The 21,424-nt window shown below is 71.0% G+C and carries 18 protein-coding genes and 4 pseudogenes; 14 read left to right on the forward strand and 8 right to left on the reverse strand.

Going from position 1 to position 21,424, the window contains the following annotated elements; translation table 11 throughout:
• Both WEB03_RS11675 and WEB03_RS11680 read left to right on the forward strand, forming a co-directional pair.
• Positions 1-1,215, forward strand: a 1,215-nt coding sequence (locus WEB03_RS11675) for a DDE-type integrase/transposase/recombinase (RefSeq protein ID WP_368071127.1), incomplete at its 5' end; no start/stop codon positions are given.
• A gap of 436 nt (positions 1,216-1,651) precedes the next feature.
• Positions 1,652-2,632 (forward strand): transposase, encoded by a 981-nt coding sequence (locus WEB03_RS11680; protein WP_368071128.1) that lies wholly within the window; start codon positions 1,652-1,654, stop codon positions 2,630-2,632.
• A gap of 20 nt (positions 2,633-2,652) precedes the next feature.
• Here WEB03_RS11680 and WEB03_RS11685 read toward each other — a convergent pair whose 3' ends face one another.
• From WEB03_RS11685 to WEB03_RS11695, 3 genes are read right to left on the reverse strand one after another with little or no spacing between them, the layout of a single operon-like run.
• A complete protein-coding gene (locus WEB03_RS11685) occupies positions 2,653-4,065 on the reverse strand; it encodes an NAD(P)(+) transhydrogenase (Re/Si-specific) subunit beta (RefSeq protein WP_368071129.1) in 1,413 nt (470 codons plus the stop codon).
• Positions 4,062-4,346, reverse strand: a complete 285-nt coding sequence (locus WEB03_RS11690) for an NAD(P) transhydrogenase subunit alpha (protein ID WP_368071130.1) — start codon at positions 4,344-4,346, stop codon at positions 4,062-4,064. The genes WEB03_RS11685 and WEB03_RS11690 overlap by 4 nt, the downstream gene beginning before the upstream one ends.
• A complete protein-coding gene (locus WEB03_RS11695) occupies positions 4,343-5,497 on the reverse strand; it encodes a Re/Si-specific NAD(P)(+) transhydrogenase subunit alpha (protein ID WP_368071131.1) in 1,155 nt (384 codons plus the stop codon). Before WEB03_RS11695 ends, WEB03_RS11690 begins: the two co-directional genes overlap by 4 nt.
• Positions 5,498-5,711: 214 nt before the next feature.
• On the opposite strand from WEB03_RS11695, the pseudogene WEB03_RS11700 reads away from it, so the two are divergent.
• The 3 pseudogenes from WEB03_RS11700 to WEB03_RS11710 form a co-directional block, all read left to right on the forward strand.
• Positions 5,712-6,125 (forward strand): annotated as a pseudogene (locus WEB03_RS11700) (peptidoglycan-binding protein); the annotation flags it as partial.
• 274 nt (positions 6,126-6,399) lie between these two features.
• Positions 6,400-6,972: pseudogene (locus WEB03_RS11705) on the forward strand (ISAzo13 family transposase); the annotation flags it as partial.
• 699 nt (positions 6,973-7,671) lie between these two features.
• Positions 7,672-8,184 (forward strand): annotated as a pseudogene (locus tag WEB03_RS11710) (reverse transcriptase N-terminal domain-containing protein); the annotation flags it as partial.
• 55 nt (positions 8,185-8,239) lie between these two features.
• Here the strand turns inward: WEB03_RS11710 and WEB03_RS11715 are convergent.
• A pseudogene (locus tag WEB03_RS11715) lies at positions 8,240-8,552 on the reverse strand (transposase family protein); the annotation flags it as partial.
• Positions 8,553-8,603: 51 nt separating this feature from the next.
• Between WEB03_RS11715 and WEB03_RS11720 the strand changes: the two are divergent.
• The 6 genes from WEB03_RS11720 to WEB03_RS11745 all read left to right on the forward strand — a co-directional run bounded on the left by WEB03_RS11720 (position 8,604) and on the right by WEB03_RS11745 (position 12,037).
• A complete protein-coding gene (locus WEB03_RS11720) occupies positions 8,604-9,113 on the forward strand; it encodes a hypothetical protein (RefSeq protein ID WP_368071132.1) in 510 nt (169 codons plus the stop codon).
• A gap of 82 nt (positions 9,114-9,195) precedes the next feature.
• On the forward strand, positions 9,196-9,342 hold the full coding sequence (locus tag WEB03_RS11725; protein ID WP_368071133.1) for a hypothetical protein: 147 nt from the start codon (positions 9,196-9,198) through the stop codon (positions 9,340-9,342).
• The gene (locus WEB03_RS11730; protein WP_368071134.1) at positions 9,317-9,658 is read left to right on the forward strand and encodes a hypothetical protein; all 342 of its coding nucleotides are present in this window, start codon (positions 9,317-9,319) and stop codon (positions 9,656-9,658) included. Before WEB03_RS11725 ends, WEB03_RS11730 begins: the two co-directional genes overlap by 26 nt.
• Entirely contained in the window at positions 9,591-10,319 is a 729-nt protein-coding gene (locus WEB03_RS11735) for a hypothetical protein (protein ID WP_368071135.1), read from the forward strand. Before WEB03_RS11730 ends, WEB03_RS11735 begins: the two co-directional genes overlap by 68 nt.
• Positions 10,316-11,266 (forward strand): hypothetical protein, encoded by a 951-nt coding sequence (locus WEB03_RS11740; RefSeq protein WP_368071136.1) that lies wholly within the window; start codon positions 10,316-10,318, stop codon positions 11,264-11,266. The genes WEB03_RS11735 and WEB03_RS11740 overlap by 4 nt, the downstream gene beginning before the upstream one ends.
• A gap of 42 nt (positions 11,267-11,308) precedes the next feature.
• Entirely contained in the window at positions 11,309-12,037 is a 729-nt protein-coding gene (locus WEB03_RS11745; protein WP_368071137.1) for a hypothetical protein, read from the forward strand.
• A gap of 70 nt (positions 12,038-12,107) precedes the next feature.
• On the opposite strand, the gene WEB03_RS11750 is transcribed toward WEB03_RS11745, so the two are convergent.
• Positions 12,108-13,382 (reverse strand): DNA polymerase IV, encoded by a 1,275-nt coding sequence (locus WEB03_RS11750; RefSeq protein ID WP_368071138.1) that lies wholly within the window; start codon positions 13,380-13,382, stop codon positions 12,108-12,110.
• Positions 13,383-13,527: 145 nt separating this feature from the next.
• Here WEB03_RS11750 and WEB03_RS11755 point away from each other — a divergent pair, with 145 nt between their 5' ends.
• Entirely contained in the window at positions 13,528-14,232 is a 705-nt protein-coding gene (locus WEB03_RS11755; protein WP_368071139.1) for a VOC family protein, read from the forward strand.
• Between the two features lie 3 nt (positions 14,233-14,235).
• Here the strand turns inward: WEB03_RS11755 and WEB03_RS11760 are convergent, their stop codons facing one another.
• The gene (locus WEB03_RS11760; protein WP_368071140.1) at positions 14,236-14,721 is read right to left on the reverse strand and encodes a hypothetical protein; all 486 of its coding nucleotides are present in this window, start codon (positions 14,719-14,721) and stop codon (positions 14,236-14,238) included.
• A 152-nt stretch (positions 14,722-14,873) separates the two neighbouring features.
• On the opposite strand from WEB03_RS11760, the gene WEB03_RS11765 reads away from it, so the two are divergent.
• Both WEB03_RS11765 and fbp read left to right on the forward strand, forming a co-directional pair.
• Positions 14,874-15,170, forward strand: coding sequence for a metallopeptidase family protein (locus WEB03_RS11765; RefSeq protein ID WP_368071192.1), 297 nt, complete (start codon positions 14,874-14,876; stop codon positions 15,168-15,170).
• Positions 15,171-15,230: 60 nt separating this feature from the next.
• Entirely contained in the window at positions 15,231-16,268 is a 1,038-nt protein-coding gene (gene fbp, locus WEB03_RS11770) for a class 1 fructose-bisphosphatase (protein ID WP_368071141.1), read from the forward strand.
• 25 nt (positions 16,269-16,293) lie between these two features.
• On the opposite strand, the gene WEB03_RS11775 is transcribed toward fbp, so the two are convergent.
• Both WEB03_RS11775 and WEB03_RS11780 read right to left on the reverse strand, forming a co-directional pair.
• Positions 16,294-17,523: a DUF3089 domain-containing protein gene (locus tag WEB03_RS11775; protein WP_368071142.1), complete on the reverse strand. Its 1,230-nt coding sequence runs from the start codon at positions 17,521-17,523 to the stop codon at positions 16,294-16,296.
• A gap of 46 nt (positions 17,524-17,569) precedes the next feature.
• Positions 17,570-21,421 (reverse strand): DNA polymerase III subunit alpha, encoded by a 3,852-nt coding sequence (locus WEB03_RS11780; RefSeq protein WP_368071143.1) that lies wholly within the window; start codon positions 21,419-21,421, stop codon positions 17,570-17,572.
• Positions 21,422-21,424 lie beyond the last annotated feature (3 nt).

Raw genomic sequence — 21,424 nt, forward strand, 5'->3', positions numbered from 1 at the left:
AAACTCGATCTGCTCAACCTGATCGACGGTGCGGTCGAGGGCGGCTGGAGCGTGCGTGGCGCCTGGTTGCTGGAGCTCAACGAAGGTCGGGCGTGGCGGTGGATGGGCCGCCGAGACCGCGACGAACTCGATGACAAGACGCCGGGCGGCAACCCGTCGCACGGGCTGCTGGCCGATGAGGCCGAGCAGATCGTCGCACTGTTCCACGAGTGGGGCGAGACCGACCGGTCGCATCGCAAGCTCGCGCACCGCGGCTCATATCTGAAGCGGGTGTGGGTGTCGCCGTCGTCGGTTCGGCGTGTTCTTGCAGGTCAGGGGCTGGTTCTGCGTCCCCCGCCACGGCCGGGACGCTCGGTCCGCAAGCCGTTTCCCGACTGGGCCGAGTACGTCCCCAACTCCATCTGGATCTACGACACCACCCACTTCCCGACCGCCGGGATGGCGGTGACCGTGATCGAGGATCTGGTGTCCCGCAAGTGGATCGCCGACATCGTCTCGTCCGAGGAGACCTCCACCCAGATCGAGATCGTGTTCACCGACGCGCTCGAAGCCGAGGGTCTGCTCGACAAGGTCACCGCCATCCAGGATGGGCTGGCCCGCATCGACGTCGATGACGACGCCCGCCCGGTGCTCCTCGCGGTGTCCGACAACGGTCCGCAGATGACCTCAGGCTCGACCCGGGAGTTCATGGCGCTGGCCGCGATCGCGCAGCACTTCGGCCGGCCCGGAACCCCAACCGATCAAGCCTGGATCGAGAGCTTCTTCGGCCACCTCAAGGTCGAACATCCCCACCTGCTCGCGATTGAGGACCCGGCTGTGCTGCGCGCCGAGCTCGGCGTCCGCGACCCCCAGAGAACAGGCTGCACCAGGGCATCGGTTACGTCTGCCCCAACGACGAGCACGAAGGCCGCGGCAAGAAGATCCGCCAGGCACGTCGCAGAGGACTCGCAAAAGCCCGGCGACGACGCCTTGCCTGGCGCCGCAACAACCGGCAACATGATCGAGCACACGGACCCGACGATGTTGGCTAATCAAACGCCGATCTGTGTCGTTGAGTCAGACACACGTCACATCCAGCGCATCGATGACCCGCTCACAGCCATACCGCCCGACGAGCGCGCGAGCCGTCTGCTCACCGACGCCCAGACCAACCAGGCGCTCCCGCGGCGACCGAAGCGCCGGGGCCGACGGCGGTCCCGTCGGCCGCGCTGGTGATGGCCCGCCCGCGTCGCCATCGCCGGGACGGGCGATCGGCACCCTGCGCCGCACGGCGCGCGTCGGAGACGGCTGAGCTGGCCTGACTGCGTCGGACATCGTTGAGGTCCTCGTCTGTTCTGACGAGGACGTTCCGGATGGCACTCACGAATAGCTCACGAGGACGGCGACGTCTCCCGAATCCGTCGCCCTTCCGATCTCTTGTGAGTGGCGGCACCAGCTGTCGCACCCCCTGACAACCTTGACGCGGCGAACGCATCAAGGCAGAGCCGAAAGGAACGCTGGATGGTGGGCCACCTGCGAACGTTGGGTCGTTCGGAGCATGACGACGGCCTACTCGTGGCCGCGCTCGCAGGGACCGGCTACAGCGCCATGTCGTCAACCTCCAACTCACGGATCCTAACCGGCTTCGATGATGTCGACCGAGCCACGGGCGGTGGACTCGGAGCTGGTGTCCACTTGTTCTCAGGAGAGACCGGGTGCGGGGACCGCCCCGATCGACGCCCGCCGCATCCCGGTCAGCGCCGATGTCACCGACGCGACCGTCGCCCAGATCCGCGACGTGGTGTCGCTGCTGCCCGAGGACGGTGACGTGCCGATGTTCGTGTTCGACGCGGGCTACGACCCGATCGCGCTCGGCCACGACCTCGCCGGCACCCGTGCCCAGGTGCTGGTGCGCATCCGCGACGACCGAGTCTTCTACACCGACCCTCCCGAGCCCGACGGCACCGTGGGCCGGCCACGCCGCCACGGTGACCGGTTCGGTTGTGCAGACGACCCCGACACCTGGCCCGCCCCCGACCACACCCTCACCGCCAGCGACGCCCGCTACGGCACCGTCACCGTGGCGGCCTGGTCCGGGCTGCACCCCAAGCTCGGTCGTCGTGGCCACTGGGTCGGCCACGACACCCTCCCGATCGTGCGCGGGACCGTGATCCGCGTCGAGGTCGAGCATCTACCCAAGCCCACCGCCCGCACCAAGAAGACCCTGTGGCTGTGGTGGTCCGGAGCCGGCACCCCCGACCTCGACCTGTGCTGGCGGGCCTACCTGCGCCGCTTCGACATCGAGCACACCTACCGGTTCGCCAAGAACACCCTCGGCTGGACCACGCCGCGGATCTGCACCCCCGAACAGGCCGACCGCTGGACCTGGCTGATCGCCGCGGCCTACACCCAGCTGCGGCTGGCCCGCGGCCTGGTCACCGACCACCGACTGCCCTGGGAGAAACCCCGCGAACCCGACAAACTCACCCCCGCCCGCGTCCGACGAGGATTTCGACGACTTGTCGCAACCATCGGCACCCCAGCCAGACCACCGAAATCCGACCAACCCGGCCCAGGACGACCCAAAGGCACCCGAACCGGCCCCCGGACCGGACCCGTCACCCCGCCGTCAAGAAGGCAGCCTGAGGTTTAATCGCAAGCTGAGCGAGGTCGTCATGCGTTGGCGGTGAGTTCGTTCGCGAGTTGGTCGAGCATCTCCTTGGCGTCGCCGTAGAGCATGACGGTGTTCTCCTGCTCGAACAGCGGGTTCTTGATGCCGGCGTAGCCGGGCGACAGGCTGCGCTTGATCACGAACACCCGGCGTGCATTGCCGACGTCGAGGATGGGCATGCCGGCGATCGGACTGCCCGGTTCGGTGCGCGCGGCGGGGTTGACGACGTCGTTGGCGCCGACCACGATCACCACGTCGGTCTCGGCGAAGTCCTGGTTGATCTCGCTCATCTCGTGGAGCAACTCGTAGGGCACCTCGGCCTCGGCGAGCACCACGTTCATGTGCCCGGGCATCCGTCCGGCGACCGGGTGGATGGCGAAGCGCACCTCGGCGCCCTGCCGTTGCAGCGCCTGCGCGAGTGCGTATGCCGCGTTCTGGGCCCGCGCCGCAGCCAGGCCGTAGCCGGGCACGATGATCACCGACTGGGCGGCCTCGAGGACCATCGCCGCGGACTCGGGATCGGCCGAGATCACGTGGCCGTACTCACCGTGGTCGGGGGCGCCGCCGCTGAACCCGCCGATCAGGACGTTGACCAGCGATCGGTTCATCGCCACACACATGATCTGGGTCAGGATCAGGCCGGCCGCACCGACGATGGTGCCGGCGATGATCAGCAATTGGTTGCCGAGCGCGAACCCGGTCGCCGCGGCCGCCAGGCCCGACAGCGAGTTGAGCAGGCTGATCACGACCGGCATGTCGGCACCGCCGATCGGCACGACCAGCGCGACGCTCATCAGGATGCTGCCGACGACCAGCGCCATGATCAGCAGCGAGGAGACGACCGGATCCTCGATCGCGAAGACCGCGACGGCGCCGAACGCCAGGCTGGCGAGCGCGAGCAGGCCCATCATCGGCCCGCGGGCCGGGATGCGCGGCGTGCCGCCGATGGTGCCGCGCAGCTTCAGTTCGGCCAGGACGCTGCCGGCGAGGGTCACCGCGCCGATGAGCACCGACAGCACCAGCGTGACCGCGGACGCACCGCCGAGGACCGCGGCGGCGGTCGCGTCGTCGGGGGTCTCGACCACGACGGCCCAGAACAGCGACAGGGCCACCAGTGCGGACGACGCGCCACCGAAGCCGTTGAACCTGGCCACGATCTCGGGCATCTGGGTCGCCTGCGCGCGCGCAACGGTCACGTACCCGATCGCACCGCCGACGACCAGGCCGACGATGATCCAGCGGTAGTCGACCAGCCCCATCTCGAGCAGGGTCAGCAGGATCGCGAGCAGCATGCCGGCGGCCATCAGCGCGTTGCCGCTTCGGGCCGTGCGGACCCGTGACAGGCGCTTGAGCCCGAAGACGAACAAGGCGATCGAAGCCAGCGCGAGGACTGCGGTCAGGTCGGTGGCGGTCACCGGCGACCTCCGAAGGTCGACAACATCCGGTCGGTGACCAGGAAGCCGCCGACGACGTTGATGGTGGCCAGGATCAGCGCGAGCACCCCGAAGACGACACTCGTCGAGAGGCTCGCCACCGTCACCAGCGTGAGCGCCCCGACCACGGTGATGCCCGACATCGCGTTGGCGCCCGACATCAGGGGAGTGTGCAGTGTCGGTGGCACCTTGTTGATCAGTTCGAAGCCGAGGAATGCCGCAAGTACGAACATGTACAGGCTCACCAGCAGGGGCCCCATCACGCGTCCTTCCCGCCGAGCATCTCGGCGATCCTTGGGGCGGTCACGGTTCCGCCGTGGGTCACCAGCGAACCGGCGACGATCTCGTCCTCGAGATCCAGGTGCAGGTGGTCTTCGTCGTCGACCAGCAACTCGCAGAACGAGGCGATGTTGCGGGCGTACAGGGCGCTCGCCTCGCCGGCCATCTTCGACGGGAAGTCGTTGCCCGGGATGATGCGAACCCCGTTGTGCTCGACCACGGTGCCGGCTTGTGTCAGCGCGCAGTTGCCGCCGTCGGCGGCGGCGAGGTCGATCACTACCGACCCGGGCTGCATCGCCTCGACCATCTGTTGGGTGATCAGCTCGGGCGCGGGACGGCCGGGGATCTGCGCGGTGGTGATCGCCGCGTGCGCCTGGCTCAGGAACTCGGTCAGCACCGCCCGTTGGCGTTCGAGGAAGTTCTCTCCGACCTCCTTGGCGTAGCCGCCCTCGCCGGTCGCGTCCTCGACGTCGGGAACCTCGATGAAGGTGCCACCGAGGGAGGCGACCTCCTCGCGGGCCGCCTCGCGGATGTCGGAGACGTGCACCACAGCGCCGAGCCGCTTGGCGGTCGCGACCGCCTGCAGACCGGCGACGCCGGCGCCGAGCACGACCACCCGCGCGGGGCGGATCGTGCCAGCCGCCGTCATGAACAGCGGGAAGTACTTGTCCAGCCCGTAGGCAGCCTCGATCACGGCGCGGTAGCCGCTGATGTTGGCCTGGCTGGACAGGGCATCGATCGACTGGGCGCGGCTGATGCGGGGCACCAGGTCCATCGCCAGCGTGCTGATTCCCCGCTCCGAGAGGGCCGTGACCACCTCGAGGTTGCGGTGCGGCGCCAGGAGCGTCAGCAGGACCGTGTCGGGGCTCAGCGCCCGGACGTCCTCGAGCGACGGCGGGGCGACCCGGGCGACCAGGGGCGCCTCGCCGATGGCGGCCGCGTCGACCAGCTTGGCGCCGGCCTCGGCGTAGGCCTGGTCGTCGTAGCCGGCGGCCTGCCCGGCGCCGTGCTCGATCAGCACGTTGATGCCACGTCCGACCTGGCGGCGCACGGAGTCCGGTGTGGCGGCGACCCGCCGCTCACCCGCTCCGTGTTCGCGCCCAACGAACAGTGTGGCCTCGGACGTGGCGGCCATGGCGTCTCCCGCGGTCGTGGCTGATCCGGTCGGCGGCACTCTAGGTGACGAGGTCCGCCGGTCCGGGATCGGCCCGGCCGCGATGCGGCAGTGCGGCCGAAGGTTGCACGCAGTTTCTGATCGCCCGTTGCGCGCTCGGGTGCACACGGGTCGGCAACCAGGCGGGCCGCACGTGCGTCGGACGGGGCGAAGGCACGCACGAGTGGAGTCACGCATGGCCTCGACCGCTACCTGGGATGCCGGCCCGACTACCGGCCGTCGCCGGCTGCGCGCCGCGCTCGGCACGCTCCTGCTCACCCTGGCCCTGGCACTCACCCTGGTCGCCTCGGCGGCCGGCGTGTTGGCCTGGGGTCTCGCCCGCACCGGCACACCGGTCGGTGATGGTGGTGGCCCGGTGGCGGCCGACGACACCGACGTCGAGGAGGCACCGGGGCCGATCGAGCCGGCGGAGCCGACGGACGAAGCCAGCGCGGGACCAAGCGATGACGCCGACGACGCGGTCGAGGACGAGCCCGAACCTGCACTCACCACCGCCGAGGTTCAGCGCAAGTTGCGTGACGACGGCTTCCTCATCGGGGCCGCCGACGGCACCGCTGGTCAGCAGACGACGGCCGCCGTCATGGCCTTCCAACGCGTCAACGGCCTGGCGGTCGACGACGTGGTCGGGCCGGCGACCACTGCGGCGCTCCTGGATGGCTCGGCGGAACCTGCGCTGGTCGGTGGCCCGGCCGATCTGGTCGAGGTCGATCTCGATCGGCAGTTGCTCCACCTCGTCGAGGGCGGGCAGCGCACCGTCACCCTGCAGGTCAGCTCCGGCAACGGCGAGACCTACACCAACGCGAGGGGTCAGAGTCCGGAACGAAATAACGTTGGGGTAGAGGGCGGGCGGTTAGCCTCGCTGGATGGCCCGAGACGACAGCGCGTTGGCGGACAGGTTGGCGCTGGTGTTGCCACACCTGGACGAGCGGCAGCGTCGGGTGGTCCTGGGTGCGGAGGCGCGAACGATCGGTCGGGGCGGGATCGGTGCGGTGGCGCGGGCGGCGGGGGTGTCGGAGCCCACGGTGTCCAAAGCGGTCAAGGAACTCGAGGCGCCGGGCGAGGTGCTGGCGGTGGGGCGGGCGCGGCGGCCGGGCGGGGGCCGCAAGTCGTTGACCGAGACCGATCCGGGTCTGGTCGACGCGCTCGAGGCGCTGGTGGATCCGGCTACCCGTGGGGATCCGGAGTCGCCGCTGCGGTGGTCGTCGAAGTCCACCCGTGAGCTGGCTGACGTGCTCGGTTCGCAGGGGCATCGGGTCAGCCATGTCAGCGTGGGACGGCTGCTGCGGGCGGCCGGCTACAGCCTGCAGGCGGCCGCCAAGACCCGCGAGGGCCGCCAGCACCCGGACCGCGACGGCCAGTTCCGCTACCTGACCTCGCAGGTCAACGACTGTTTGGCGGCCGGGGATCCGGTGATCTCGGTCGACACCAAGAAGAAGTTGCGACACGAGGTCGCACGCAGCGAGCGGGCTCGCAGACAGGAGGGCCGGCCTATGCCGGATGCGTAGCTTCAGGTCCGTGCTCGATGGCCTGGCCCCACCCTTGACGTGCGTCGCTGGTAACGGCGGGGTGCGAAGCTCGAGGGAAAGCCGAAGGACCTCTGTTCCATCCGGGGGTTACGGGCAAGGGGCAGACCGGACGGGTGAATCGCGTGAACCTCCGTTGATGTCTCGTTATCGTGAACCTCGCCAGATGGGATGCTGTAGGCGGGGTGTAGGGGTGGTGTAGGGGCTGGCCGCTGGGAAGCGGCAGGCGCCGGCCGGGGATTTCTTGCCGGTCGGGTGAGCACCGCCGCCCTCGGGATACAGGAGGCACCCACCCCGGTCGAGTCTCGCACGTGTGGAACGTGGTAATCCCGTCGGGGTCCGGACGCGAGTTGTGTCCGGTAAGCCGACCGCAAGGAAGGCCTAACTCCCGCGGCGGGCAGCGGATGATCCGAGAAGCGAATGCCGGTGCGCCGAAAGGCGACAGGAAACCGGGACATGATGGTCGGCCTCTCCGCCGGCCGTTTCGGATAACTGGCCGGATACGGGCTGATGCCCGGACCCCAAAGGGTGCTGACGCGGGTCAGGTGAGCCTGTGAGGACGACGATGACCAAGGACCCGGAACCGAAGGACAAGTTAGGCGCCGCCACGGTATGGCCGTGTCGGTGAACGGACCGGAGGACGACGGACTCGACTGGGAGGCTGTGGATTGGCCCAAGGTCGAGGCTGACGTACGGCGTCTACGGCAGCGCATCTTCACGGCATCGCAGGCAGGGGACCTCAAGAAGGTCCGCAATTTGCAGAAGCTGATGCTTCGGTCGCGCGCCAACGCTCTGGTGAGCGTGCGGCGGGTGACCGAACGCAATGCTGGCCGCAAGACGGCGGGTGTCGACGGAACGGTCGTGGTGAGTGCTACCGGGAAGGCCGCTCTGGCCGACCAGGTGCACCACGGCACGACGTGGACAGCTCTACCCGTCAAGCGGGTGTACATCCCCAAGGCAGATGGGAGACAGCAACGCCCGCTCGGTATCCCCGTGATCGTTGATCGCGTGCGTCAAGCACAGGTGGTCAACGCGCTGGAACCCGAGTGGGAAGCACGGTTCGAGCCGCGATCCTATGGGTTTCGGTCGGGCCGTGGCTGCCATGACGCGATCGAGGCCATCTTCCGGGCTCGTCGACCATCCGGGCGATCGCGGCCACCGGCATGTGCGGGGCGAACTCGACCAGCAACGCCTCGAACAGCAGCGTGAACCCGCTGCCCGGCCGTGCCCACGGCAGGGCCACCTGCCGCACCCGTGGCACCCGGGCGTGCAAGTAGGCCTGATGCTGGAAGAAGTCCAGGTGCCGCCACGTCTTGTCTCGGTGTCGTGCACCGGGCACGCCGCCTCGTCGTCCTCCGGACAGGCGAACCGGGCCCCCTGACGAAGTCCAGGTGCAGGTCCAGCCGCCCCGACTCCGGATCGAAGGACGCCTCGGCCACCCGCCACGGCTCCGCGATCCCCAACGCCGCCTGAAACAGCTCCAGCTTCTCCACACCCACGCCTCTTCGTCACGGCCAGCAGATCGCCGAACCGTAACTACACAGGTGTCACAACCCCTGGAGCCGACACCACCCACCCACTCAAACCAGCGAGGAGCCAAGAAGTACCTCGCAGCCGGAGGTGTCGCAGTCGTCGTCTTCGCCTTCGCCGCCTCCGCCGCCCAGCTCACCGTTGACGGTGGCCACCTGCAGGTCGGTAGCGACGGCAGCCTGGTCTGCGACGCGGATGGCGTCGAGACCCACTTCGGCGGGTACGAGGGTGAGCAGTCCGCCTTCAACTACGTCGACGTCAGCGGGATCGCCCAGGCCTGCGTCGGCGAGGAACTCTTCCTCGAGGTGTTCAACAACGCTGGGGCCCGGATCTGGCACAACAACAACCCGGCGATCACCGCCACGGGTATGCGGTACGAGTTCGCCAGCGGAACCTTCGGCACCTACGACGACGTGCGCAACGCCAACAACACCCGCGTCGTCCGCGGTGTCGACGTCGGTTCGGTGCAGGTCAAGATCCAGACGCCGCACCCGACCGACGGGGTGAGCCCGATCCTGCCGTAACCATCAGTTCGAGGTGGTCAGGGCGGGCGACCATCCCCGCCCTGACCGTTTCGCTTCCTCCCACACGGAACACGGAGCCACGGTGAAGAGATGGCTGGACAGGGCGCTCTTCTGCGTGTTCCTTGCGTCGCTCGCCTACTTCGCGCTCCCGTCGGCGATGCTCGGTGGTGGCGCGAGCTTCATCATCGTCGATGGGCCGCTCGATGGAACCGACCTACCGCAGTGGTGATCTGGTGGTCGCTCGGCCCTCGCCTTCGTACGGCGTCGGTGACGTCGTCACCTACGACGCACCTGTCGGGGTGACCTACCGGGTGATCCACCGCATCACCGAGGTGACGACCGACGGATACGTCACCCAGGGCGACAACCGGGCCCAGGCCGACGGCTGGATCGTCCCCTTCGACGCCGTGCACGGGTCCGTCCGTGCTCCGCATCCCGTGGGGTGGCAACGCTGCAACGCTCCTTCGCCAGCCTTCGGTGCTGATCGGACTCGCTGCCGGGTGGCTCACGCTCACTCTCCTCACCCGTCGCGAGAAGCGTCGTGACGATGATGACGACACGTCCGGCGATGGCTCGCCCGACGAGAACGTCGAGGAAGCACCCGCCGCTCCCCGTGACCGAGTCGCGCAGCTCACGACGTTCGCGCTGTTCGGCGGGATGATCGCGGTCGGGCTCGGCGCCGGCTTCCTCGTCGCGAGCGCAGCGTCGCTCGTGGTCGACGGCGGCGTCCTCCAGGTCTTCACCGCCGCGGGCCCGGACGTCCCGCCAGACGACACCGGGGATCCCGGAGACTCCGACCTACCCGCTCCCGAGACCACCGTCGTCGTGACCTGGTACCTGTTCAACAACGGAGGCCAGGGCCGGACCGTCCAGGGTTCGGAGCCGCTGATCACCGCTGTGGGCGGGACCTACGACGTCGCCGCATGGGCTGGAGTTCACGACGGCCTCAGGTACGACGAGGTCGACTGCCGCAGCTCCAAGGACATCAAGGACCCGCCTGGAGCGACACGGACCGGGAGCGGCTCCGGGTTCATCGTCACAACAGGTTCGACGCACTCCGTCTGTCTCCAACGACAGACGGGCAACGATCCCGCCGGCCAGGAGCCTGTCGGATCGGTGAGCATCGGCTCGGCCGACTCCACCTCCTCGCAGCCGGGCGTCGCAACGGACGCGGATGACGAGCTCGACGGAGAGGTCGCCGGATGAGGTACCTCTCTGTCACCGCTGCTGCGGTGCTCGCACTCAGCCTCGTTCCAGGGATCGCGAATGCCCAGACGAGTGGCTGCGCCGAGCGTGCCGATGTCTCGTGGAGCACCGACCACGACTCCATGACGGTCACCGGTGCGTCGGTCGCCGTACCGGGTTGCCCGGACGGCACTGAGGTCGGGCTCCAGCTGATCACCGACCACGGTGACCTGCCCGAGCAGCCGCTCCGGGCGGCGGCCGAGGACGAGCGGGCCGAGTTCGACCTCACCCCGCTCGACATCGGGATCGCGCCGATCACCGGCGTGCGCGTCCTCATCCACGGCGAGGACGGCGGCAACGGTCCCGGGCCGACGCTCGTCGAGATCGTGGTCGAGCACCGGTACTTCAACCCCACCGGCCGTGAGCAGCGCGGGCTGCGCGACACCGAGGTGCTGACGGTCCTCGTCGGCGCTCGGTACCAGGTCTTCCCCGCCGGCGAGGGCTACCGGACCGCCGTCTGCGAGGACCTCGGCATCGACACCACGGGCGACGTCGACGGCGGCGTCGGCGTGTTCGACGTCCGGCGGGGCGGTCGCCACCTGGTCTGCCACCAGCGGACCACGGGCGGAGCCGTCACCCCGCCGGTCAACCAGCCGGACACCGACGTGCTCGACGAGGTCATCGACCGCGACGTGCCAACGACCGGCGGCGACGGCTCCGGCGGGGACTCCCCCACTGGTGGCAGCGGCCCGGACACGGACGGCGCGGCCGGTGGCAGCGGTGACGGCACGACCGACGGTGGGACCGCCGTCCTCGGCGAGTCGGTGCGGCGGACGGTCCTCGATGCGCTCCCCCGGACCGGTGGCGAGCTGCTCAGCACCGTCGCCGCCGGAGTCGCGCTCGTGGCCCTCGGCGCGCCCGCCGTGCTCACCCGTCGACGTCGCGGGGACGACGGCTCCCGCCGCTAGCCTCCCCGGGCCGCGCACCAGCGACCTCGAGGGGCTCCTCCCGTGCCATCCCGTGAGTGGGTGTCGATCGACGACCCCGACGACGATCACCGCCGCTACACCTTCGACGTGTCGTTCCTGCTGTCGAACTACACCTGCATCTACGGGGCCGGCTGCGAGGGGATCCACCCCGGCGAGCAGGACCCCGCCATCGGGTGCTGCCTCCACGGCGCGTACCTCAACGACGAGGACGATGCCTCCTTCTACGACGAGGCCGTCCGTGAACACCTCGATCCGACCACGATGCAGTTCCACGACACCGCGCTGCGTGACGGGATCTGGGAGACCGACGAGGACGGCGACGTCAAGACCCGGGTGATCGATGGCGGGTGCCTGTTCGCCAACCGCAGCGGGTGGCCGTCCGGCGAGGGCTGCGCGCTCCACCACGTCGCGCAACGCCGCGGTGAGCACTACGTCGACTGGAAGCCGACCGTCTGCTGGCAGGTCCCGCTGCACCGCACCATCGAGGAGACCACCGCCAACGACGGCACGACCCTCGAGACCCACCTGATCGCCGCCTACGAGCGCGGCCACTGGGGCGAGGGCGGCTCGGACTTCGGCTGGTGGTGCCTCGACGACGACACCGCGTTCGTGAGCCCCCGCCCGGTCTACCGCAGCATGGAGACCGAGCTCCGCCGGATGGTCGGCGACGCGATCTACGACGAGCTCGCGGCCCACCTCGATGGCCGGCGTCGCCAGAGCAACACCGTCTCCTTCCTGCCGATCGTCTGACCCGGCCGGCCCGAGCTTCCTCCGCGGAAGACGCCACACCGCTTCCGCGGAAGCGCTCCGCGAGGACGACTCAGCCCTCGCCCGGCTGGTCGCGACCGTCCGCCGTCTCGCGCACCTCGTGCTTGGTGGCGTACGGCTGGTCCTCGTGCTCGTCGTCGAGCAGCACCGCGAAGCTGACCCCGACGTCGCCGAACCGGTCAGCGACGGCGTCGGCCACGCGGTCGACGTCCTCCCAACGCCGGTCGCCCCACGGCACCTCCGCGGCCGCGACGTCGGGTGCGTCGAGGGTGAGCTGCCGCGACGCGTCCCCATCGCCGAGGTTCGACACCCCGACGCCGATCAGCCGCACACGGACCCGTTCGAGCCGGAGGCCATCGAGCAGCCCCCTGGCCGCGACGAGCACGTCGTGGGTCCGATCCGTCGGCTCGGACAACGTGATCGAGCGGGTGACGGTCTCGAACGAGGCGAACCGGACCTTCAAGGTGACGGTCCGCCCCGACACCCGCGCCTGCCGCAGCCGGCGTGCCACCTTCTCCACGAGCCGGAGCAGGTGACGCTGCAGATCGTCGGGATCGTCGAGGTCGTGGTCGAAGGTGCGCTCGGCCGAGATGGACCGAGCCGGCTCGTGCGGGGTGACGCTCCGCGGATCGTGACCGCGAGCGAGCGCGTGCAGGTGCGCCCCGGTGGCGTCGCCGACGACGCGCTGCAGGGTCCGCCGATCGGTGTCCGCGAGCTGGCCGATGGTGCGGAAGCCGTAGGTGGTCAACCGCTCGACGGTCTTCGGGCCCGCTCCCCACAGATCGCTGATCGGTAGCGGCCGCAGCCGGTCCTGGACCTCGTCCGCCGGCCACCGCAGCAGCCCGTCCGGCTTGGCCCGGGCCGACAGGAGCTTGGCGACCGACTTGGTCGGCCCGATGCCGACCGAGATGGGCAGCTCGAGCTCGTCGCGGACCCGGCGACGGATGCCGTGCCCGATGGTCTCGGGGTCGCCGAAGAGCCGCACCGCCCCCCGGACGTCGAGGAAGGCCTCATCGAGGCTGAGCGGTTCGACCGCGGGCGTGACGTCGCGCAGGATGGCCATCACCGCGCGGGACGCGTCCCGGTAGGCCTCGAACCGGTGCGGGGCGATCAGCAGATCGGGACAGCGTCGTCGGGCCTGGACCATCGGCATGGCGCTCCGGATCCCGAAACGGCGCGCCTCGTAGCTGGCGGCCGCGACGACCCCGCGCCCACCCGCACCACCGACCACGACCGGCTTGCCGCGCAGGTCCGGGTCATCGCGCTGCTCGACCGACGCGAAGAACGCGTCCATGTCGACGTGGAGGATCGGTTCCCGGACCTCCACGAGCCGTCCTCCGATCAGCGAACGTGCGTTCGTCAGGGTAGCGGCGCGAGCGCAGCTGGCGGTCCCACCGCACCCCGGTTGGACGCCCGTTGTGAACGCTCCCTAACATCTGAGGTCCCGTCACCGTCCCCACCTCGGAGCTCCCGTGCCGATCGACGCTCGCCCGGACCACGTCGCCATCGCGGTCCACGACCTCGAGGCCGCCAGCGCCCGGTGGCAGGAGCAGCTCGGTGGCGTCTGGCTGAGCCCGAGGTTCAGCGGCGGTGGGTTCGGCACACGCCAGCTGCGGTACTCCAACCTCGCCAAGCTCGAGCTGCTCGAACCCGAGGTCCAGGACGGGTTCGCGGCGGCGTTCCTGGACCGCTTCGGGCCGCGCGTGCACCACGTGACCCTGAAGGTGCCGGACCTGCTCGATGCGGTACGGACCGTCGAGGCCGCTGGGTACGACGTGGTCGACGTGTCGACCGCCCGCGACGAGTGGCACGAGGGATTCCTGCGCCCGTCGCAGGTCGGAGGGCTGATCGTGCAGATCGCCCGTCCTCAGCACGACGACGAGGGGTGGGCACGGTTGGCCGGGATGGACCTGCCACCGGTCGACCCGGACTCGCCAGCCCTGCTCGGACCCACCCTCACCGCGCCGGACCTCGAGGCGTCGGCGCAGCTGTGGGCGACGCTCGGGGCGAGGATCGACGAGGACGGCGACGACGCGTTCGAGGCCCGGTGGGGCGACGAGCCGCTGACCGTCCGCGTCGAACGGGAGGAGACGGCGGGACCGCGAGGGCTGCGGTTCGACCCGGACCCACGGCTGCCGGCCGACGACGTCGTCGGGCCCGGCACGCTCCCCGGCTGACCGTCAGCCGATCCCCGCGGCGCGGACGCGTTCGGCGCAGCGTCGTTCGACCAGCGCCGTCTGCGTCGGGGCGCGGTGCGGCCGGCCGACGTACACCGTCGTCGCGGCGACCGAGAGTTCGTCGTCGCCGACCAGGGACGCGTGGTCCCGGATCGACAGCGCGGCAGCGTCGAGGCGCTCGACGTCGGCGAGGTAGGGCGCGATCACGTCCGGGTCCTCGCGGACGGCCGAACGCCCACCTGCGGCGGTGATGAGCCCGGCGGCGAACGGGCTGTCCGCACAGACCTGCGCCAGGCGGAGCTCCGGTCCGGTCAGGTAGGCCCGGACGAGCCACCAGTCGCGGGCCGCCAACGATCCGAGCGCCACGAGCACCACGGTGACGAGCACCAGCGTCCAGCGACCCGCGCGCAGAGCCTGTTCCTCGCGGCGGGCATCGAACGTGCGGCGCCGGAGGGCGACGGCCCGCAGTGGCGGTCGCTGATCGGTCACCTCGCCTCCGACCTCGGGACGATCGAGGGTAGGCCGAGCGCGTTCCGAGGACCGGCGGCCCGCACGGGCCAGTGACCGCTAGCCGGCTCTCGTAGGCTGCGCGCGTGGACCTCATCCCCCTCCCCCGCTTCGAACAGCTCGTCGGTGACGCGATGGACGCGATCCCCGAGGAGCTCTACGAGTCGTTCGACAACATCGCGGTGCTCGTCGAGGACCAGCACGAGGACGAACCGGACCTCCTCGGCATCTACGAGGGTGTGCCGCTCACCGAGCGCGACGAGTGGGGTGGCGGCCTGCCGGACGTGATCCGCATCTTCCGCGTCCCCCTCTGTGCGATGTGCGAGGACGAGGAGGACCTCGTCGACGAGGTCTACATCACCGTCGTGCACGAGTTCGGCCACCACCTCGGCATCGACGACCACCGCCTCCACGAGCTCGGCTGGGCGTGAGCCCGCGGCGGTGCAGACCTGTCGAGCTAGGGTCGGCGCACGGCGCACGGGAGGCTGGCCATGGCCCTGCATGATCCTGATCCGCCCGCGCCACCGGTCGGCGCGAGGGCGGTCGCCGAGCTGGTCACCATCGAGAGCTTCCTGCTCGCACGCCAGCCGGCCGAGGCCACCGGCGTGCTCACGTCGCTGCTCGACGACATCGCGCTCGCCGGCAAGCTCATCGCCAACCGCACCCGCCGTGCGGGTCTGACCGAGATGCTCGGCGCCAGCGGCGACATCAACCCCCAGGGCGAGGAGCAGAAGCAGCTCGACGTCTACGCCGACGACGTCATGACGGCGATGCTCGCTCGCGGTGGTCGGGTCTGCGCGATCGTCTCCGAGGAGCGCCCGGAGCCGACGATCGTCCCCGACGGCGGCCGCTACGTCGTGGTCCACGACCCTCTCGACGGCTCCTCGAACATCGACTCCAACGTCAGCGTCGGCACGATCTTCGGCGTCTTCGAGCGCGTCGGCGACGCCTCGAGCCAGCCACAGGACCGCGACTGGCTACGTCCCGGGCGTGACCTCGTGGCCGCGGGCTACGTCCTCTACGGCACCTCGACCATGATGGTCTACAGCACCGGTGACGGCGTGCACGCGTTCACGCTGGACCCCGAGGTCGGGGAGTTCGTGCTCACCTGGGACGACATGCGGTTCCCCGAGATCCCGGCCTACTACAGCTTCAACCACGCATCGTCGCCGCTGTGGGACCAGGGTGTCGGGTCGTTCGTGGAGTGGCTCAACCTCCCCGACTCGCCTCGACTCTCGCAGCGCTACATCGGCTCCGCGGTCGCCGACTTCCACCGCAACCTGCTCCACGGCGGGATCTTCGGCTACCCGGCCGAGACCGGGTTGCCCGCGGGCAAGCTCCGGCTCCTGTACGAAGCCGCACCGTTGGCCTACCTCGCCGAGCAGGCTGGCGGCCTCGGATCCGACGGCCGCCGTCGGCTGCTCGACATCGAGCCCGATCACGTGCACCAGCGCACCCCGGTGTTCATCGGCGACCGCGCCCTGGTCACACGCCTCCAGGAGATGGTCGAGGAGAGCGACGGCACCTGATCGCTGCGCCGGGATCGCCGGTCGATCAGCGCGCCAGCGCGGCGGTCTGCGTGCGGACGAGGTCGACGAGGTCGCCGAGGGCGAGGTTGACGTCGCCGACGTGCAGGCCCCAGGCGGGCCCGAGATCGGAGCCGCGTGACGACGCCGCGATCGCGAGAACCGGGTCGAGGTCGACCTGCAGCCAGCTGGCGCTCCCCTCGCTGCGGCACTCCGCGGTGGCCGCCCCCTCCGCGGTGGCGAAGGGCGTCTCGAACCCGGCGACGCCCTCGACGGGGAGGTAGGGGGTGAGCGGCGCCTCGCCGCCACCGGGTGCAGCCGGGTTGACGCACAGCACCTCGACACCGTGCCCGCCGCGGCCGAAGAGCGCGAACGCCGGTGGCGTCTCGGCGAAGCTGTTGTAGGCCACCACACAACCGGTCTGGTCGACCGCACGACAGGCCGGCACCGTCAGGAACGAACCTCCGACGTCCTCATCCACGGGCACCTCGACCTGCCCGCCGATCAGCAACGCGGAGACCAGGCGTGGGCGCAGGTCGGGGTCGCCCTCGATCCGTTCGGCGAGCAGCCGCGTCAGGTCCTGCGCACCTTGGGAGTGGCCGATCAACACGAAGGGTCGATCGCCCGAGGTGGCGACGTGGTCGTTCCACGCCGACAGCACGTCGCCGAACGCGAGATCGCGGGCCGCCGGGTCACGGAACGCGCCGGTGACGATGCCCTGGACGGTGACCTGCCGGTAGATCGGTGCGACGACGCGACACACCTCGCCGAAGCGGGCCGCCTGGGCGCGGGCGACGTCACGTTCGGCAGCGGTGATCTCGAGCGGGGCGTTGCTCGCGGCCACCTGCGAGACCGTCGGGTAGAGGTAGAAGCAGTCGACCGCGGGGTCGTCCGCGGGCGTGAACGGCTCGACGGTCCGCGTACCGTCCGCGGCCACGACGGTCGCGTCGAGGTCACCGACGCAGGCGTCGTCGTCCGCCCCGGGACCGCACAGCCAGAGCGTCTCCTGCGTGACCGTCGTGCTGGCGGTCACCGCGGCCTCGACCCCGCCGTCCGCTTCCACAGCGGCGCGGTCGCCGTCAGGCTCGTCGGCCACCCCCGGGTCAGCGTCGTCGCTGTCATCGAGCTCCACCTGGAGCGGGCCCGGGAAGCGGTCCGTGCGCTGGCGGTCGACGGCGAGGGCGACGACGAGGCCGACGGCGAGTCCGACGACCACGAGCACGGCGAGGCTCGCGACGATCCGCTGCCACCTCGCCACCGCTGCTCCTCGCCCACTGGACCGCGCAGGGTGCCCGATGGTCGGCTCACCGGCTGCCGCGGCCGAACTCAGACGCCTCGAGCCCGCGTGGCTTGGCGACGGTGCGCTCGTGCGGCGCCGGCGTGCCGCGCTCCTCGAGCGCGGCGGGCAGCCACCCCTCCTGCCAGGCGCGCCACAGCCGCGACAGGTCCCACGCCCGCGTGCCGGTCAGGGTCGCGCCCATCCGCCCACGACGTGACACGCGCCCCTCGGCGACCAGCAGCCAGGCGTGCAGGACCGTCCAGGCGCAGTCGTCGAGACTGCGTTCGAAGTAGGTGGTCTGGGTCTGCCCGGTCCGGTCGTCGAGCGACAGGAACAGCACCCGCTGCCCGGACCGCTGCGCCGGGGACTGCACCGCGACCTTCACCCCGGCGACCCGCACCGTCGACTGGACCGGCGCACGGGGCAGGTCGCAGGACCGGGTGACCCCGAGCACCTCGAGCAACGGCTCGTAGAAGCTCAGCACGTGCCGGGAGACGTCCATACCGGTCGCGGCGAGTTCGGCTCGGACCCGGGCGGCATCGGCGTCCGGTGGCAGGTCCGGTTCGTGATCGGCGTGCAGGTCGAGCGCCGTCTGTTCAGCCGACGCGCCGGCGACGGCGCGACGACGGCCACCCCTGCGGTCGCGCCACAGCTCCTCGACGGCCAGCCGGCACACCCCGCGCGAGGCGGGACCACCGCGGCGACCGAGCCCGGCGACCTGGTCGAGCGCGCCGACCTCGACCAGGGCCTCCGCCGTCGGTCGCGACAGGCCACCGCGAGCCCGCAGGTCCTGCAGCGAGGTGAACGGGCGTCCTGCCAGCAGCGCGTCCACCTCGGTGTCGGTGATCCCGCGGACGTCCTGGAGCCCCACCCGGATCGCATGGCGGTAGCCCCCACCGGCCTCGCCCGCGTCGTACCCGGACGGCGGTACCGGCCCCTCGTCCTCGACCACCGCACCGCCGCCGACGACCGTCGAGGGCTGGCCCCACCGCCAGCCCGGCGGCAGGTGCCGTCGTGGGTCCTCGCCCCGACGCGCCGCCCGCACCGCTGTGATGGTGCCGAGGAGGTGGTCGGCCATCCCCCGGTCCACCACCTCGACGGTGTACGGGGCGTGCGAGCGGTTGACGTCCGGCGGCAGCACCGCGATGCCGAACAACCGGGCCTCGTCGAGGATCATCCGCCGCGGGTACATCCCCGGATCGTGGGTGAGGAGCCCAGCGAGGAACTCGGGCATCACGTGGGCCTTCAGGAACGCCGAACGCACCGTCGGCACCGCGAACGCCGCCGCGTGGGCCTTGCAGAACCCGAACGAGGCGAACGAAGCGATCTGGTCCCAGACCTCCTCGGCTGCATCGCGCGGCACGCCGCGGTCCTGCGCGCGGGACAGGAACCACCCGCGCATCGCAGGCCGTTTGCGTTCGTCCGAGAGCTGCCGGCGCAGCAGGTCGGCGTAGGCCAGATCACAGCCCGTCAGGGCCGACAGGACCCCCATCACCTGCTCGTGGTAGACGATCACCCCGTAGGTCTCGTCCAGCACCGGCGCGAGCGCCGGGTGGACGTGGGCGAACGCCTCCTCGCCGTGACGACGGGACACGTACGGGCTGACCATGTCGGCCTTCACCGGTCCCGGCCGGAACAGCGAGATCTCGGTGATGATGTCGCCGAACCGGTCCGGTTGGAGCCGGCCGAGCAGCTCGCGTTGGCCCGGCGATTCGATCTGGAAGATCCCGACCGAGTGGGTCGAGCGCACCAGTTCGTAGGTGGCGGGGTCGTCGTTCGGGATCGTCACGACGTCGAGCCGTCCGTCAGCGCTGCGGCCGGGCAGCGAGGGATCGGGGTCGCGCGACGCGGTCCAGCTCTCCTCCGCTCCCCCGGTGGTCCCCGCCCGGTCGCCACCGGTGCCGTTGACCAGGTCGAGACAGTGACGCATCGCCGACAGCATCCGCACCCCGAGCACGTCGAGCTTGAGCAGCCCGAGCGCCGCAACGTCGTCCTTGTCGAACTGACTGACGGCGAAACCTCCCCCACCTCCCGCCCGGGCGTGGGCCGACCGTTCCAGCGGGGTGCGCCGGGTCAACGTGTCGTCGGCCAGCAGGATCCCGCACGGGTGGAGCGCGAGGTGACGGGGGAACCCGTCGACGCGTTCCACGAGGTCGAACAACAGGTCGAGCTGGCCGGCGTCGAACCGGCTGCCCTTCAGCTCGGGCAGGTGCTCGACGGCGCGGCGGACGTCGCGGGCCCGCGCGTGGTTGAACGCCTTGGCGATCGCACCGAGCTCGACAGCCGGCATGCCGAGCACCTTGCCGACCTCGCGGATCGCCGACCGCGCCTGGAAGGTCTCGAGCATCGCGACACACGCGGTCCGGTGCTCACCGAAGCGGGCCATGACCAGGTCGTAGACGTCCTCGCGGCGGTGCGATTCCACGTCCACGTCGATGTCCGGCAGCTCGTCGCGGTAGGGGTTCATGAACCGCTCGAACGCCAGGCCGTTGGCGACCGGGTCGACGTCGCTGATACGCAGGGCGAAGCACACCAGACTCCCGGCGGCGGACCCACGACAGGCGGCCAGCACGCCGAGTTCGCGCACGTCGGCCATGACGTCCGCGACGGCGAGGAACAGGTCGTGCAGACCGAGCCGGTCGACCATGTCGAGCTCGCGTTCGAGCCGTTCCCGGATCGGCGGGGTGATCCGCGGGTAACGGTCGGCGACCCCGGCCCAGCACCGGCGGTGCAGTTCCCCCGCCGCGGCCTCGGGTGACAGGCCCGTCAGCCGCGGCACCTGCAGCCCACCGACGCCGAGGTCGACCGCGCAGGAGGTGGCCAGCTCGTGCGCGTTCACCAGCAGGTCCGGACGTTCGGCGAACCGGGCGTGCATCTGTGCCGGGGTCGTCAGCCACGCCTCGGCCGTCGACCGCCCGAGGTGGCGGCGACCGAGCGGGACCTGTTTGCGCACGCACGCGAGCACGTCGGCGACGATCACGTCCTCGGGCACGAGGTAGCGCACGTCGTTCACCGCGACGGCGCGCACCCCGGTCCGGTCGGCGAGCGCGAGCGTCCGGCGGATGCGCGCGTCGTCCCCCGGCTCGACCACCCCGCCAGGTCCGGGACGACGGCCGGGACCGACGCGGTGCTGACGCACGCCGAGCGCCACCCCCTCCCGCCCGAACACGTCGAGCCAGCGCGACAGCTCGGCCTCGGCGGCGTCGATCCGGTCCGCGGCGAGCAGGCGACCGACCGGCGCGTCGGGACCGAGCAGCGCCACCACCGCACCGGAGTCCGCGTCGCCGAGCGCCTCGGCGGCCAGGTGCGGGTCCCCGCGGGCGTGGCCGTGCGCGGCGGTCACCAGCCCGCACACGTCGGCGTACCCGTCGGCGTCCCGTGCGAGGAAGGTCACCCGCGGGGCGTCGTCCTCCAGCCACGCGGGGCCGCGCCCGGGACGTGCTGCCCGCGGATCGTGCCCCCTGGCGACGGGAGCCGTGCGGGACCGCCCGCCCCTGGTGACCTCCCACCCCGGCCGGTCGAGGTCGGGGGCGAGCGCGAGGTCGGCCCCGTAGACCGGGATCACCCCTTCCGTGGCCGCGGCCTGCGCGAACCGGACCGCGCCGTACAGCCCGTCGCGGTCGGTGAGCGCCACGTGGGTCATCCCCGCTGCGGCCGTGGCGGCCGCGAGCTCGCGCGGCCGGATCGCGCCGTCGCGCATCGAGAAGCTCGACCGCACCGACAGGTGTGCGAACGGCGGCGTGTCCCGTCCGCCGGGGCGGGCACGTTCGGCGCGGTGCAGCGCCTCGGCAGCGTCGGCCGCGCGCCGCACCTCGACGTGGCGTTCCTCGAGCCCCTCGGCGTGCTCCTGAGGTGACCACCCGCGTGAGCTCGCCACCGG

Origin of the sequence: Nitriliruptor sp. (genome assembly GCF_040882075.1) — a bacterium.
Classification (GTDB): domain Bacteria; phylum Actinomycetota; class Nitriliruptoria; order Nitriliruptorales; family Nitriliruptoraceae; genus Nitriliruptor.